The sequence below is a fragment of the Leptolyngbya sp. AN10 genome, assembly GCF_050565645.1.
Taxonomy (GTDB): Bacteria; Cyanobacteriota; Cyanobacteriia; order Leptolyngbyales; family Leptolyngbyaceae; genus Leptolyngbya.
The window spans coordinates 154,388-170,152 of record NZ_JBNXVP010000010.1 but is presented as its reverse complement, the minus strand read 5'-3'; the positions used below and the strand labels follow the sequence as shown (position 1 = coordinate 170,152).

General features: G+C 45.8%; 13 protein-coding genes. 6 read left to right on the top strand and 7 right to left on the bottom strand.

Going from position 1 to position 15,765, the window contains the following annotated elements:
• Window positions 1-71: 71 nt before the first annotated feature.
• From ACQ4M5_RS16325 to ACQ4M5_RS16310, 4 genes are all read right to left on the bottom strand, one after another.
• Window positions 72-2,432, bottom strand: a complete 2,361-nt coding sequence (locus ACQ4M5_RS16325; protein ID WP_430676702.1) for a response regulator — start codon at window positions 2,430-2,432, stop codon at window positions 72-74.
• A gap of 92 nt (window positions 2,433-2,524) precedes the next feature.
• Window positions 2,525-3,472 (bottom strand): M23 family metallopeptidase, encoded by a 948-nt coding sequence (locus ACQ4M5_RS16320; RefSeq protein ID WP_430676701.1) that lies wholly within the window; start codon window positions 3,470-3,472, stop codon window positions 2,525-2,527.
• Between the two features lie 491 nt (window positions 3,473-3,963).
• Window positions 3,964-5,190, bottom strand: coding sequence for a DNA adenine methylase (locus ACQ4M5_RS16315; protein WP_430676700.1), 1,227 nt, complete (start codon window positions 5,188-5,190; stop codon window positions 3,964-3,966).
• Window positions 5,190-5,984: a hypothetical protein gene (locus ACQ4M5_RS16310; protein ID WP_430676699.1), complete on the bottom strand. Its 795-nt coding sequence runs from the start codon at window positions 5,982-5,984 to the stop codon at window positions 5,190-5,192. Before ACQ4M5_RS16310 ends, ACQ4M5_RS16315 begins: the two co-directional genes overlap by 1 nt.
• 759 nt (window positions 5,985-6,743) lie before the next feature.
• Here ACQ4M5_RS16310 and ACQ4M5_RS16305 point away from each other — a divergent pair.
• The 3 genes from ACQ4M5_RS16305 to ACQ4M5_RS16295 all read left to right on the top strand — a co-directional run bounded on the left by ACQ4M5_RS16305 (window position 6,744) and on the right by ACQ4M5_RS16295 (window position 8,826).
• Window positions 6,744-7,208: a hypothetical protein gene (locus tag ACQ4M5_RS16305; RefSeq protein ID WP_430676698.1), complete on the top strand. Its 465-nt coding sequence runs from the start codon at window positions 6,744-6,746 to the stop codon at window positions 7,206-7,208.
• Window positions 7,209-7,391: 183 nt separating this feature from the next.
• Entirely contained in the window at window positions 7,392-7,865 is a 474-nt protein-coding gene (locus ACQ4M5_RS16300) for a universal stress protein (protein ID WP_430676697.1), read from the top strand.
• 253 nt (window positions 7,866-8,118) lie between these two features.
• Complete coding sequence (locus ACQ4M5_RS16295) at window positions 8,119-8,826, top strand: GerMN domain-containing protein (RefSeq protein ID WP_430676696.1); 708 nt, start codon at window positions 8,119-8,121, stop codon at window positions 8,824-8,826.
• A 165-nt stretch (window positions 8,827-8,991) separates the two neighbouring features.
• Here ACQ4M5_RS16295 and ACQ4M5_RS16290 read toward each other — a convergent pair whose 3' ends face one another.
• On the bottom strand, window positions 8,992-9,372 hold the full coding sequence (locus tag ACQ4M5_RS16290; RefSeq protein ID WP_430676695.1) for a response regulator: 381 nt from the start codon (window positions 9,370-9,372) through the stop codon (window positions 8,992-8,994).
• 94 nt (window positions 9,373-9,466) lie between these two features.
• The gene (locus tag ACQ4M5_RS16285) at window positions 9,467-11,464 is read right to left on the bottom strand and encodes an ATP-binding protein (RefSeq protein ID WP_430676694.1); all 1,998 of its coding nucleotides are present in this window, start codon (window positions 11,462-11,464) and stop codon (window positions 9,467-9,469) included.
• A 454-nt stretch (window positions 11,465-11,918) separates the two neighbouring features.
• Between ACQ4M5_RS16285 and ACQ4M5_RS16280 the strand changes: the two genes are divergently transcribed.
• The 3 genes from ACQ4M5_RS16280 to ACQ4M5_RS16270 are packed head-to-tail and all read left to right on the top strand — an operon-like array spanning window position 11,919 to window position 14,832.
• Window positions 11,919-12,296 (top strand): hypothetical protein, encoded by a 378-nt coding sequence (locus tag ACQ4M5_RS16280; protein ID WP_430676693.1) that lies wholly within the window; start codon window positions 11,919-11,921, stop codon window positions 12,294-12,296.
• A 23-nt stretch (window positions 12,297-12,319) separates the two neighbouring features.
• Window positions 12,320-14,377 carry an ATP-binding protein gene (locus tag ACQ4M5_RS16275; protein ID WP_430676692.1) on the top strand — a complete coding sequence of 686 codons (2,058 nt, stop codon included), beginning with the start codon at window positions 12,320-12,322 and terminating at the stop codon, window positions 14,375-14,377.
• Window positions 14,347-14,832, top strand: a complete 486-nt coding sequence (locus ACQ4M5_RS16270) for a response regulator (RefSeq protein ID WP_430676691.1) — start codon at window positions 14,347-14,349, stop codon at window positions 14,830-14,832. The genes ACQ4M5_RS16275 and ACQ4M5_RS16270 overlap by 31 nt, the downstream gene beginning before the upstream one ends.
• 287 nt (window positions 14,833-15,119) lie before the next feature.
• On the opposite strand, the gene ACQ4M5_RS16265 is transcribed toward ACQ4M5_RS16270, so the two are convergent.
• Window positions 15,120-15,470, bottom strand: a complete 351-nt coding sequence (locus ACQ4M5_RS16265; protein ID WP_430676690.1) for a hypothetical protein — start codon at window positions 15,468-15,470, stop codon at window positions 15,120-15,122.
• Between the last annotated feature and the right edge of the window lie 295 nt (window positions 15,471-15,765).

The window sequence follows — 15,765 nt, the reverse complement described above, 5'->3', positions numbered from 1 at the left end:
ATTCGAGCAGAGCGAAATCGCTCTAGGTTTAACCTACGAAAAGACTGTGAGGAACTTGTGAGGAAACAGAATCAAACTTCCAAGGAAGTTTTTGGTTCAGCAGGAAGAATCGAACTAATTGAACTCTGGGGATAAGCTTTTTCTCGCAGTTGTTTTGCCTGACGTAGTGCGAGATCTGCCACTCGATACAAGGTTCTGAGATCTTTGCCATCTTCAGGATACTGGGCGACCCCTGCACTAAAGGTGACAGAGACTGTCTCTCCAGTATCAATCCGCATCGCGTGTTGGTCAATATGTTCGAGTACCCTAATGAGACGCTGTACTCCTGCTTCGCGAGTCATTCCATACATCCCGATCACAAATTCTTCGCCGCCCCAGCGAGCGACAACGTCCTCACTACAGAAGGATTGTCGCAGCAAATGACCCAACTGCCGCAACACTACATCCCCGGCGGCATGACCATACTCCGCATTCACATCGCGTAAGTGATCTACATCAATTACCGCGATCGCAATCGGTTGATGGGAGTGTTCGGACGATCGAAAGAATGCTTCTAGCTCTTGGGTCGATTTCCGTCGGTTTGTAACTCCGGTCAGCGGGTCAATTTCTAGCAATTGCCGCAGTAATTTCACTCGTTCCAATCGGTTGAGCAGTCGCGCTACTAGCTCTGCTTCTACAATCGGTTTACTAACAAAATCATCGGCTCCAGCCGCAAACACTTGAGCGATCGTTTCAGATTCTGAATGGGCAGTAAGAATGACGATCGGGAGTTGATTCCAGCGCAAATCACTGCGAACAACTTGGCAGAGTTCAATGCCGTTCACGTCAGGAAATTCAAGATCAAGCACCACTATATCTGGCTTTACGGTTTCTAAAGTGTTCCAGAAACGATGCGGATCGCTGAGGGTAAAGACTTGCAATCCCCAAGGTTGCAGCACAGCGGTTAATGCGTTTAACAGTGCCACATCATCATCGACAACAAGCACTTTCGCTTGAGTCGGTGAAACTCGCTGGATGATTTGAGCGATCGCATCTAGAATCTGTGATGTTGGAGTGGATCGATCCAGTAACAATCGTCCACCTCTACGGGCGACTTCCAGGCGTTCAGCAAGGTCATTTCGAGCCGTAAGCACGATCGTGGGAATCGCAGGGGAATAGTTTTGAAAGGTTGAGAGCAATTCGAGTCCAGCTTCTAGCGCATCAAAGCAGTCTAAATCAAGTAGAACTAGGCTAGGAGATTCGTTTTCACAGAGCTTAGTCGCATTTTTGAGTGTTGAAGCGATCGTACTTTGATAGCCCCAGAGCAGTATTTCTTTTTTAAGTAGCTCAATGAAAGTGCGATCGCGTGAAACAATTAAAATTAAAGGCTGATGCAATCTTGATTCGGTAAGCGTTCCTGTTGGTTCTGAACAGATTGATTCATTGGCGGAAGTAGGAAGATCAATTACTCGGCGCAAAGTTAAGACAAGCTCTCTAAGGTGACTCAAGGTTTTCGCTTTTAGAGATGGTTTCGTTAAGAGCAATTCAATCTCTTTGGCAATCTGTGAGCCTTCAGGAAAGCCAAATGTCCCTAATGATCCTGCCAATGTATGGGCTTGCTGTGCTGCTGCTGCTTGAAGTTCCAGATTCGCTTGGCAAACCACTTGCTCGATCACACCGATCTGTTGATTTGCGCGGTCTTTGTAGCTGTTCCAAATAGCGTTAAGCTTCGATCGAAGTTCTTGTGCGATCGGATTAGCAGAATCTGTCGAGGCTGAACTGAGCGGCTTCAAACGATATCCAATGCCATACACGGTTTCAATCAAATCGGCGGGTGCGCCTACGGACTTCAGTTTCTGCCGCAAGCCTTTAATGTGAGTCCTAACAGCTTCTTCACCGGGCATGTCTTCATACGTCCACAGATGCTCCAAGATACTGCTGCAACTAAACACACGTCGCCCATTTCGTAGAAACAGTTCAAGCAACGCATATTCTTTCGGAGTCAGGATGAGCGGGGTCGCGTGATATTGCACTTCGCAAGTGCTGGGGTTGAGTTGTAACTCTTCCCATTCGAGGATCGGAGAGGATGCCGCATTGGCGCGTCTGAACAAGGCGCGAATTCGAGCCACTAATTCTTCTTCGTCGAAGGGTTTAACCAGGTAATCATCGGCTCCGGCATCCAGCCCTAATACGCGATCGTGGTGGCTGTCGTGGGCGGTCAGAAGCAGAATCGGGAGTTGGATGGAGTTCGATCGGATCTGCTGACAGACTTCGATGCCGCTCAAGTCCGGGAGTCCGACATCTAAGATTAAAAGATCATATTCAAAACTATCTAAGAGTGCTAATCCCGCTTTTCCCGTTTCTGCGATTTCGACCACATAATGATGAGTGGTGAGAACGGTCGTGAGTGCCTGAGCGGTTAATTCATCGTCTTCAATGACTAGAATTTTCATAAGAACACTTCTAGACTGCTTAACTCTCTGCTTGCAAGTCTAGAAGGTCTAAATTTTCTTGTTGAATGATGATCACAAATCGTTAACAAGTTTTAGGGCAGGGTCACGCGATCGCCGCGAATGAGATAGCGTCCATTCAACCGGATTGGCAACGGGTCGCCGGAAAACGCTGCCGCAGATGATCCCGGTCGTTGGGCATGGATATGGAGATGCGGTTCATCACTTGCCCCAGAGTTACCCACTTCAGCAATGCGATCGCCAGTCTTAACCTCTACGCCTGTCTGAACCGAAAGACTGCGGGGACGAAAATGAGCAAGAGCGATATCTGCATCCCTACAGCGCAACATCACATAATTACCGCTGCGATTAACCTGATCGATTTCTGGGATGGTCATGTCTGGAAAACTGTCGATCGCTGTGACAATTGTTCCTGTGCAGGGAGCTAATACGGGTTCACCATAAATTTGGTAGACAGTCGGATCGCTAGGAGCTAAGCCTGGTGAGCGCAAGCCGAATCGATCGGTCTGGATAATATCAATTCCGTAACTCTGCCCCCGATAGGCGCGAAAACGCGGAACTGATTCGTCTAGTGTCTTCAAGTGAGCATTAATCCGAATATCATTACCTCCATTGAGAATCAGATAGTGACTGCCTCGTAGTGGAAAGGCTAAATCCACAGTCGGAATCATCGGGGGAAACTGACCGCTCCAGCTTCGAGCCGCTTCGTTACCTGCAAATATGCCAAACGCAACGAACCCAACGATCGCTGCCCAACCCAACTGACTAGAGGGCATCCGATACCGTGGCGGATGTCGCTTTAGCCCAGTGATCAAGACCACGATAAAGAGTAGACCGTAAGCATAAGGCATCCACCAGGGGGGAAACATCCAGAGTCCCGCACGAGCGATCGCGAATAAGAGAATCGCTGTGATCAGAGCTTGAAGCGAGAACCCTAATCCATTTCGGGGCGGCGCGATCGCGAACCAGGCGATCGCACCAAGCGGTAAAACAAGCTGTGCCAAAATTAGAAGAGTAATCATTGTAACGATCGCCTTGTCCGAATTGCAAAACCAGACAGAATCGCGATGACTGCTAGCCCTGCTAGCTCTGGGTTAGCACTTCCAAGAAATCCGAGAAAAACCAAGCCGCCAAGGAACCCAAGATAGACCTTTTTCTTGGCTCGATCGCGATTTTTACCTTGGAAGATGGGAGCGGTAGAAACACCAAAAGCGCCCCCAACGAAAGCAGCGATAGAAATGCTAGGTTTGCCAGATACGGGGATTGTTGACTGCCTCGGAACCCTAGAAAACCCAGAAAACCCAAGATACTAAGAAAGCGCCTGTCATTTGCCCGATTCATGTGCCTTACCTTCTGCTGTGGGTTGCTGTTTAGTAGAGAAAATAACGTTTTAACTGTCGTTGAAGAGATTCCTCCTACTCAACGGTAAGGCTTAAATGTGGGGAATTTGTGAGCAATGGTTATATCTAAAACTTTGGGGCTTCGGGGTGGTGCGATCGACATAATGACCAAGTCAGCTTGCTGACCAACTTGCGGAAATGCAGTACTCGTACAAGGCTTTATTACAATTCCGTTTTCTAACGATCTCAGAATGAACTTTTGAGTAGCCAAGAACTCTCATAGAATCAGAAAGCAAGTCTGCCGTATCAACCATATTACCGAAAAAGGTTGAATTACCGACAATATAGTGAAGTTCAGCCCCGTTTTTCAAGATAGATCTAATCGAACTCAGATGTAAGTGCATATCATGAAAGTACTTCAAAACGTAAATTGCTAAAAGGTGTGAATTTTTTCCCTCAGACATTTTTATTCTTTCTACAGTAGAGAAGATCTTTTCTGGTAAAGCTTTTTCCTCTATTACCCAAGAGTTGAGGCGGCTAGTTGCAATTCCCCAAGTTCCACCAATAGCCAACCAATCTAGTTCACCCGCCTCTTTTGCCGTATCTATAAATTTTGTCCAGTACATATATGGACGAAGTTCACGAATATAGCTGATTCGATTTGGATAAGGAGGCGAAGTTATCACCTTATTTACCTTAATGTTATCTAGATTGATTATATTTCGAGCATCTACTTCCAGTACTTTGGCACTACCAATAACATTTTTCTCAGCAGCTTTGAGAATAAATTCAAGAATACTTAAAAAAAGTTTTTCTATATATTCAATCTCATGATGAGCTACCGTATCACTGAATGACATGGAAATATGATTAAAAGCTGCTGATGAAGTCTCAATTATCAAGCGACAGAAGGCAATCCAAACAATACTGTATTTATCATTCTCTTTAGGTTCTCCAAATTGCCTCACTAGAGCAGTTCGCAGAGATGCAAGAACTTTGAGTGTATGACTAGACCACCACCGCTCGATGTTGAATATGTGCGGTATCCAGTTATCTTGGTCTACTTGATTTTTACACTCCTCCAAAGCCTCCCGCACTCTTTCACCAATATCTAATAGACAGTCTTCAGCATAATTTCGGTATTTAGCATTTCCAAGCCAAATAAGAAATGGGTTGATATCAAAAGCAAATGCTTGATTTCCTCGTTCAGCAGCAACAAGACCTGTCGTAGCCGTTCCAGAAAAAGGGTCAAGAATTATCGCTCCGGTATCGACCGAGGACAAAAGGCTTTCAACAAGCTTTACTCCATATGCTGGCGTAAGGCGAAGCCAGCCGTGTCGCCCAAGACTGCGATTAGCTTTGAAAGTGTAGTCTGATCGTTGTGGAACTGTAGATATCATCACTCTGCCCTGAGTAAAATTTCTAATGTGCTATATACTTCACTCTTGATCACCTCAGAGTTCCGATGGAAAAAATCTGCTAAGTCATAACCCAAAACTTCCCTGGAAAAAACAAACAGCGAAATTTGGCTACTACCAGACGTTGTGCCAATAATTATTCCTCCACGACTATTTCGATAACGCAGAACTAAATCTGCGTCAATTTGAGATGAAAAAATTGCAAAGACTGGTAGATAGCCGTTTGCCCAGGAAACAGCAATATTATCTATGTCAGCATTCTGTCTCTTGCTATCTTTGCTTTTGTATCCTTGCCGAACTTCAAACACTGCTCCGTTTAAGGGTGCAGGTACATTGAGAGAGCTACTGTAGTCTGCTATCCACCGCATGACTCTAGCTTTAACGTCAGCATTCCGAATTTCGCTCAGTTCTAACCGCGCATCCAACGACAAAGTTTTATTCTTGTCGTTTTTGGTCTTTGCAATGTAAGACCACAGGGCGTATCTTGGATCTTCGTATTGCGCTTGGTCGATTATTATCTGTCTAAATAGGTTTTCACAACCTTTCCCAATCTGCCTGTAAACCGAAGTCATGCCCCCTGCGGCTTTGTGAGCAGCATACATCAAGTCTGAGTCTAGACCAATCCACGAATAGAATGGGTCTGCTCCATAGATTGATAAGAACCGCGCCAGATCTAGCCCTTCCTCTCTATTACCTAGACCAAATTTAGGCTTGTATCGTCTGCACACCTTTATGGGATCTAAAAATCTCTTGAGGTAAAGGCTTTCATCAGTCACGGCAAATTTTACGCTTTGTTATCTGAACCAAGAAAGTATAGCGTGAACTTGGCGCTGTGGAGCTTGCGAATAATCTTGGAGCTACTGACCTAACCTGCAACCGAAGCAGGCTAACTCATAATTAGATGGATTTGCCATTCCTTAATCTGTTTAACACCCTTGAACTGGGGTTTTATCCGCACGAAAAGCCGCACAACATCCCAAATTGGCGTATTATCTGGAAAAGATGTGCATAATATCCTCATGTGAAATGTTATGTAGCTAAACTGCTCGAATGTTGGTCGCGTTTGTGAAGTGCATTTGAATTCCTTCAGTAATTTCTAAGTATCCAGTTCTAAACATGACCTAGAAACACGATCGCATTCAAGCCATCGCCCGCTAATTTCACAAACGGATACGATCGCATTCTCAATCACCTCGCCCTTTGAGTCCCTGCAATCTGCTAATTTCGAGAACCGTTCTCAAAAAAAGCACCTCTAGAGTGCTTTGCGATCGCATTTCTGATCGGCGCGACGAACATTGATCTGCTCTTCGATCGCATTCAACCCGCTAATTTCGAGAACCGTTGTCAAAAAAAGCACTTTGTATCTCGTCATCTGCACTTGCGTTTATCAAGAGAATGCAAACTTAAGTCGTTGCGATCGCATTCATTGTGAACCTTGAATAAACTCGTTCAGCAAAATCACTCGTTTCTCGATCAAATCCACTCGATCCGATGCTCAAACTGCTTGATCTCTACGAAGTCTTCCGCGATCGTCAATGGCTAGAGTGAGCGCATTCTTTACCAGTGGCAGCTTGCCTCTACTCACTATGCCTGAAGCCAGAAAATCGGCAACTCTCGTCAATCTGCAAGTTGACCTTGTGAATCTTAAATCGATTGATCCAAAACTAGATCTCGGTGATGGAGTCTCGATCGCAGCCCTCGTGAAGCTCATGGAATCCACCCAAGCAGAAATCAACACCCTCAACACAACCTTGAACACCGTTAGCCAAATGCGTCGATCGATCCAGGAAAAAGAACGCGCACTCAATCAACTGAGAGAACGTTTACAACTGGGAATTGCTTTCAAGTACGGCAAAGACAGCCGAGAGCATCGCATTGTCAAACCTCCTGCACCCAAAAAACGGAAGACGAATTCAACAGAATCTACAACGTCGAACCCAAATGAAAGCAGTCTTCCTGACGTGTCATCCCCATCTCGCAATACTGCTAATCTCAATTAGATTATCTAGGTCATTGCGATTCAAGCGGTGTTTCCAGCACCCTACACCACACGAATCTAACCTGCATTCACCCTCTTGCAAGCTCATGCAGGAGGGTTTTAACTGGCTTGATGTCCTGACTCACAAGTTCCTCAAATTTAGTCTCTATAACTGAAGACGTGACAACCCGTTAAGGACATCACTATGTTCCGCAAAATCTTAGTCGCGATCGACCATTCTGACTCGACTTCCATCATTTTTAACCAAGCCCTTGCTCTCGCAAAAGCAAATCAAGCCGAATTGATGATCTTGCACGTCTTTCTACCCTTTGATGAAACCTATCCGAGTGATCCTTATGTCGGAATTTCACAATTAACCACACAAACCTACTTGAAACGCTGGCAAGAACGAGAACAAGCAAGCATGGACAAACTGCGATCGCTCGAAGAACAAGCAACTGCCGCCGGAATTTCGGCTGAATTTTCCCAAAGCATTGGTGATCCAGGCAAAGCGATTTGCACCTTGGCAAAAACATGGAATGCTGACTTGATTGTGATTGGGCGGCGTGGTTTAAGTAGGTTCCAAGAATTTTGGCTAGGTAGTGTCAGTAACTATGTTTTGCATCATGCTCATTGTCATGTCTTGACGATGCAAGGCATTCGTCCGACACAAGACTAATCTGGAGCAGTTGCCAGTGTGTCTTAGAGAATCGATCAGTGCTTGAGTCCACTGAAGTGGACTTTCCTCTGTTAGCCCCGATTTCAATCGAGGGCGGGATGGAGCGGTGAACGAAACATCCAGAAATGGTCTTGTGGAGAGTAGTGCAAGATTTGAGTGAACCTCACAAGTTCCTCAACTTCTTCATCTAAGGTAAAAGTGATGAGAAGAAAAGACTTCTCTGGAACATCATTCTCGAAAGGAGAGTGTTCTCATGAAACTTCAGATCCCTCGCTCGGCGCATCCTGATGTCATTGCTGGACTATCACTGCTTTTAACTCTGACAGGAGGTGTTAGCTGGATTATCTGGCAAACCAGCAACCCTCACTTGAGCACGCAACCCAGCACGATCGCGCAACCTGAAAAGCTCGATCGTGTGACTCCAAAAACTGCACCCCAACCCGCTGTAAAAGCGCCCGCCGCACCCACGCTTCAACAGGCTCCGGCTCAAGAAACACCTGTAACACAGCCCACCTTTGAACCCCCTGCTTATGTTTACTGGCTACAAGCTAGTGGGCAACAGATTGAAATGGTTCCCGTCGCGATCGCAAGAACGCCCCATCGAACTGAAACTGCGGCACTCACCGAAGCACTGACTTATCTATTCACTCATCCGCAGGTCGATCGCTTAAACAGCACCATTCCCGAAGGAACAAAATTGTTGAGCTTGCAACACAAACCGGATGGAATTCATATCGATCTCTCGCAAGCGTTCACACAGGGTGGCGGTACGACCTCAATGACTTATCGAGTAGCACAAGTGCTTTACACTGCCACTAGCCTTGATCCACAAGCAAAAGTCTACTTATCTGTCGAAGGACAACTTTTGAGTGAGGACAATCCACTTGGGGGTGAAGGACTCATCTTGCAGCAACCGCTCACCCGTCAACAATTTGTCGAAGACCTCTTATCTCAGGAGTAAACCGCGTCTGGTTCGCCTATCGTGTACACACAATCGGATGATTCGTCATGGCTAATACCAGATTGAAAAATGTCTGCTACGAATGCCTTGGCGAATTCTATTCGCTTGGGCTTCATGTGTTGCAATCAAAGATTGATTTGGTATGAGATCCTTCTAGATCGATGTTCAAAGCTTCCACTCCAAAATTTGAGCAATTTCCTCAGCGAAGCGAAGCGGCTCGAATGGTTTTGCGATCGCACCTCTAAATCCAAGCGTCTGATAGTAGGGCACATCGCTCGGTTGCACTGTTGCAGTTAATAAAATCACTGGGATTGGTTGCGTAACAGAATTTGCTTGTAGCTTTTGTAGCGTACTGATGCCATCCATTCCCGGCATCATCAAATCGAGCAAAATTGCATTCGGTTTCTCTCGTTCTGCTTTGACTAATCCCTCTGCCCCAGAACTCGCCGTGATGACCTGCCATTTTGCCACCATCTCTAGAGAGATTTTTGCAGCTTCTTGAACTAATGGCTCGTTATCGATCACTAAAATCTGCCGATTTGTCACGCAACGATTCCTCCTGATGCGAGTCTGCTGAAGTCATTCTACGCTGCTTCATTGAACGAACTCGTGTTGCGACTGCGATCGATAAGGTTAATCATCATTGCTCTATTGATGTCAGGGCTATTTTTATCGATCGCAGTAGATCATTGAGCGTAAACGGTTTGGCTAGAAAGCTAGTCGCTCCTAACTGTTGTGCAGTTTGTTGGTTGGTGATCAGTCCGCTAATTGCCACGATCGGTAATTTAGGATTGAGGCTGTGTAACGCTCGGATCGTGGTCGCTCCATCTAAAGTTGGCATCATCATATCTAACAGCACCGCAGAGATCGCGGTTTGATGTTGACCATATAGCGCGATCGCTTCTACTCCATTCTGAGCGATGATTGTTCTGAACTGATGCGCTTCTAGGGCACATCTCGCAATCTCCTGCACTCCCACTTCATCCTCTACAACTAAAATCAGTTCTCCCTGACCTTGAATCTCTGTTAGGGGCAGCGAGTGTTCTGCTGCGGTTTGCTGTATTGCAGGCAGAAAGACTTTGAATTGAGTGCCTTCACCAATCTCGCTGTTCACTTGAACAAAGCCACCGTGATTTTTCACAATGCCGATCACGGTTGAAAGTCCTAATCCGGTTCCTTTTCCTGGCTCTTTGGTGGTGAAAAATGGGTCAAAAATGCGATCGATGAACTCTGGTGCAATTCCTTCACCTGTATCCGCAACTGTAATGACCACGTATGCACCAATTTGAGCCTCAAGGTGCATCTGGGCAAACACACCATCAATCCACAAGTTCTCAGCCGAAACCGTTAACGTTCCACCGTTAGGCATCGCATCTCGCGCATTCACAACTAGATTCATCAGCACTTGATGGAGTTGGGTTGCGTCCCCAGGAACTAACCAAAGATTCGTCGTCGCCAGATTGAGCGTGACGTTAATCAGCTTTGGAAACGTCTGCCGACCCATCTGAACGATCTCTGTGAGTAAATGAGCAACTTGCAAGGGCAGGCGACGGCTCTCTGTTCCTTTCGCAAATGAGAGAATTTGCTTGACTAACTCTGCACCTCGATGAGCATTTGTTTCTAGAAGCTTGAGCAATCTCCAGTGATAGTCATCTAGATCCTTTAGCTTTAAAGGCAACAGTTGAGACACTGTTAGAATCGGAGTCAAAATATTGTTGAGATCATGAGCGATACCACTCGCTAAAGTGCCTAGACTTTCTAGACGTTGGGTTCGCAAAAATTGAGCTTCAAGCTGTTTCTTCTCGGTAATATTTGTGTTTACAACTAAGATCGATTGCGGTTGTTCTGCTTCATCTCGCACTAATGTCCATCGACTGGAGACTATCACCGTTCGCTGAGTTTTGGTGATTTGTTGAAGTTCACCGCTCCATTCGCCTTGTTCGATCACCTGTTGCTGAACAGTCTCAAGATTGTTGCTTTGATCAAATAGCTGCGATGTCTTTTGCCCGATCGCGTCTGCGGCACTCCAACCATACAGAACTTCAGCCCCTCGATTCCAGTACAACACGGTGCTTTCTAGATCTTGCAGCACGATCGCATCAGTCGCGACATCTAACAATGCGGCTTGTCTATGAAGTTGTGCTGCTGTTGCTTTACGTTCGGCTTCAATGCGCTCACAACCGCTCTCAGGACAAGGTTGACCAAGTTTTTGTCTCACGGCTGCTAATACGATCGTACGATCGTGAGTCTGCTGGTAAAGCTTTTGAACCACAACATTCCACTGATCCTGCTGCAATTGCTCAAAGGGTGGATGTCGGGTTTGCGGAAACGGTTGTGAAAGCATGAACTTCGTCATCACATCCGCGATTCTCACCTCGAACAAATTGATAGCTTGAGTTGCAACAGCAATGATGTCTTTCTGAGTTACGATCCCGATGAGTCTGCTGGGTGCTGAATTTTGAGGCTCAACGACTAAAACGCTTATACTGCTGATCTGTTTATGACGAGAAGACGCTGAACGGTAATTCATCTCAGCAATAATCTCTGCGATCGACAGGGTGGCAGCAACAATCAACCGTGAGCGATTTAATACGGAACGTGCAATCAACAATCTGGAAGAACGGAGATCAATCTGCATTGATTTACCTCGATTTGCAATTGTTCCGATTCGGAGCGATTTAGGAATTGTGAAGTGCGCTTACTCAAGTGGGAAATTGAGTGGGAAATTGAGACAAGACATAACCCTAAACGTTCTGGGACTGACACTCTCGAACCTGAAAGCGACCTTTGCTGTGCCCAAAAACATGAATACAGGTTTTCGCCATGCTCTGTCTGATGTATCTCGGTGTACTCAATCAGCGAAATAACATTTGAGAGATTCTGTTAAGAACTTACTACTTCTCGATCGATTTCACAAAAAATATAAAATCTCGTAATAAACTACACAAGAAACGCAATACGCTGGACAATGACTTTATAGTGCAAATCGATTAGTGCTAATCCGTTGAATTTTAAATAGCACGATGCCGACTGCCTTTCATAAAAAAGCTTACTGTATCGGTTTATAAACATCTTGCAGGAAGTAATTGCTGATGACTAGAATTGCTGTTCTTGATGACGATAGCCAGTGGTGTTTTGCAATCAAACGTTACTTACGCGATCGCTTCGATGTCTTCACGTTCACAGATACGGATAGCTTCTTAATTTCGCCGCTAGATTCTTACGATCTAGTGCTGATGGATTTCTCGATTTTACCGATCGACGGTCTGGAACTCACGAATGGCTATCAAGTTCTCGAAAAATTGAAGCGATTACCTGATCCGCCTTTACTGGTCTTAGTTTCAGGCTTTTTCAGCCAAACAGACTCTCTGATGTACAACAAGCAGTTTCCGCAAGCAGATGCCATTCTGACTAAAGACTTGGGACTAGATACCTTTGTAGAGCGACTGCAAGCCCTCGTGATTCCTTAACTTCTACCAATCCTGTCAATGATATGGTTGATTTTCAGCAAAGCAATTCTGTTTCTGCCAGCACTTTACTGCATCGCATAACGGATCGAATTCGCCGATCGTTAGAGTTGCCGGACATCTTAAACGCAACTGTCACGGAACTACGATCGCTGCTCGAAACCGATCGCGTCAAGATTTACCGCTTTGAACCCGATGGAAGTGGCTGTGTAGTTGCAGAATCGCTGAATCCGCATCATTTGCCGTCGCTGCTTGGCTTGTATTTTCCCGCCGATGATATTCCTCTAGCGCATCGCGAACTGTTCGTCAAAGCACGACAGCGATCGATCGTCGATATAGAAGCCCAAAGCATTTTACTCAGTCGGCTCGATCAATCGCAGACCACTTCATTAACCTCGAATCAGGTGCAGCAACTTGCTGTAGAAGAGATTCTAGAACGTCCGGTAGATTCCTGTCATGTGGAATACCTGACAGCGATGGGCGTAAAGTCCTCGTTAGTCGTGCCGATTCTCCATCAAGGTCAGCTTTGGGGATTGCTGGTGTCTCATCATGCTCAATCAAAGCAGATTTCTCACCAAAACTTGCAACTGGTACAACTGTTAGCCGATCAAGTGTCGATCGCAATTACTCAGTCTGATCTATTAAACCAAACTCGTCAGAATGCGGCTCAACAAGCCTTAGTAAATCAAGTCAGTTCATTGCTACACGCTCCTCTGCAAATCGAAGAGATTTTGCAGCAAGTGTTAGAACACATCACCACAGCACTACAGGCAGCAGGAGGGCGACTATATTTAACTGCCGATCAACCGCCAGCCGTTTATACCTGCGGTGTTCAGCCCGTCTTCAATCTGAACTTTGCCCTAGAAGAAACTACGTTCTGGCAACAGTTAAATCATCGCCCCTCGACTGCATCGCCTGAAATAGATTGGGTAGCGCTGCAAACCAGTCAACCGCCAGCATTTGTACAACTTTGTACGATCGACGATCTCTATCAAGTTCCTGAACTAGAAAATTTACAGCAAACCTTTCAAACCGTCGCAATTCGCAGTTTGCTCGTGATGCCCTTGAACTATGGGGCGCAGCAACTTGGTTATCTCACTCTGTTTCGGACAGAGATTGATACCGACATTGCTTGGGCAGGTCGATTCGATTCCGATGCACGTCAGGATCGAGTGCGATCGTCGTTTGCAATGTGGCGCGAAATTAAGTCAGGACAAACGCATCCCTGGACACAGCAAGAACAAGACTGGCTAAAAGCATTAGGGGCGCATTTGATCATGGCAGTGATGCAGCATCGCCTATATCGCTGCGAACATGAGCAACGAGTTTTAGTAGAGATGCGAAATCATCAACTGAGTCAGGCGCGACGGGTTGCTGAAGAAGCGAATCGGCTTAAATCTGATTTTCTCTCTTCAACTAGCCATGAACTTCGCACACCTTTAGCTTCGATTCTCAACTATCTCAAACTACTGCAAGAAGGACTCTATGACACCGAAACCGAACATCAGGAATACATCAACATTGCTCATCAATCCGCAGAAATGTTGGTGGCTATCTTAAACGATGTGTTGGATTTAGCTCGCATCGAAGCGGGAAGAATGCCGATCGAGATGGAATTGTTATCGATCGCTGAAGTACTCACAGAAGCACAACGCTTGTTCGAGATTGACAGTCGAAAAACGGGCATTGCGTTAGAAACAATCTGTCAAGTGGAAACAGTTTGGGCGGATCGCGTCAAAGTTCGGCAAATTATCACCAACCTGATTGCAAATGCGTTTAAATTTACCGAGCAAGGCAAAATCACGGTTTACTGCTGCCAACGAGACGGAATTGCTGAAATTACGATCGCGGATACAGGAATTGGGATTGATCCGAGCCAACGGGATCATCTGTTTGAACCGTTTGTGCAGGCGGATGGCTCGATCAAACGTCGCTATGGTGGAACAGGACTCGGTTTAACAATCTGTAAACGATTGGTGGAACTGATGGGCGGACAAATTTGGATTGCAAGTCGGGGTGTTGGACACGGAACAACCGTCACGTTTACGTTAAGATGCTCAGAAATACCAACACTGGAGAGATAGAGTTCCGAGGAGATCGCTTGAATATTTTGTTGGTGGATGATGATGAGCGATTAGCAATCAGTACAGCTAAACTGCTTCAACGTTATGGACAATGCCAAGTTAAAGTCACAGATCGCCCAACTGAATTCTTTGAGCAATGCGAATCTAACGAAATTGATGTAGTGCTGCTAGATATCAATCTACCCGAAGCAAGATGGGAAGAACAGCCTGTCAGCGGTGCGGATCTTGCCCGGATGCTAAAGGAGAAATCGCACACGGCTCACATTCCGATTATTCTGCTGACGGCGTATGCGTTGGCATCTGAGCGCCAAACGTTGCTACAAATTTCGCAAGCAGACGATCTCTGTATCAAGCCAGTCTTGGACTATCAAGATTTGTTAGCTCGAATGCACCAATTAGTAACGCGATCGCGGATGGCACAATCTCAGGATCAGCATCACGATCGCGAAATTTGAGAAATGAATTACTCGCCTCTGCAAGCAGAATTAAAGGCTTAATTTTGTGCAGGCAAAAAGACGCTATTGCATCATCAAATATCGAACTCTGCCTGCTGTCCCTGCAAGTAACGCTCCCAGTCCAAATAGACCTACAACATAGACTCACAACGAACACCGTAAGGAGATTTCTACGAAAGAGCTTACTGCTTGAAAGACTGCCCTTCGGCTTCGCTCAGGGCGCGATCTCTAGCTGACTGAGCGAAGCCGAAGACAGCGGGCAATTTGTTTTCGATAAATCTCCTAAATTAGCCAAACCAATGAGAAGCGGATTGTTCAGAAGATCCTTTTTCTGGAATGTAATGGTTAATGTCTTGCTCATTCTGATTCAAGATTTCTTGAATACCGTGGCGAATGACATATTCCAGACAGGACTGTTGATCACTACAATGCGGTGCATAGTCGGGGTGGACAGTCTCGCTCTCCTCGATCGCCATAAACAGGCTTGGCACTCGATTTAAGACCCAAACTAGCAATTCTTGGTGCAAATCGGGATGAGCAAAAGCGTGTTGATAAGGATGATTAGGATATCGGTCTAAAATTCTTTCGATTTCTTGTTCGACTGAGTGCTGTGTGACGTTAATAATCGTTTTCGACATGATTGCTCACCTCGGTTAAAGGGTGAATAGTTTTTTTCAAAGCAATAGAAGTGCGTCGATCGAGCGTGTTGATTTAGGGCGATCGCAGATCTATGCTTCCCTATGAAGATATGACTTAATTATGAGGAAGTTGTGAAGAACGTCTCTGAGAAAGAAGCGGCTTCACAATTTTGACCTTTTCCTTGTTCCTCACAAGTTCCTCAAATTGTTCAATTAGGATTGCGAATTAAATAAGGTCGGTAATTGCAAAGGTGATTCGCCCTCACCCTAGCCCTCTCCCAAACTTATACCCTGT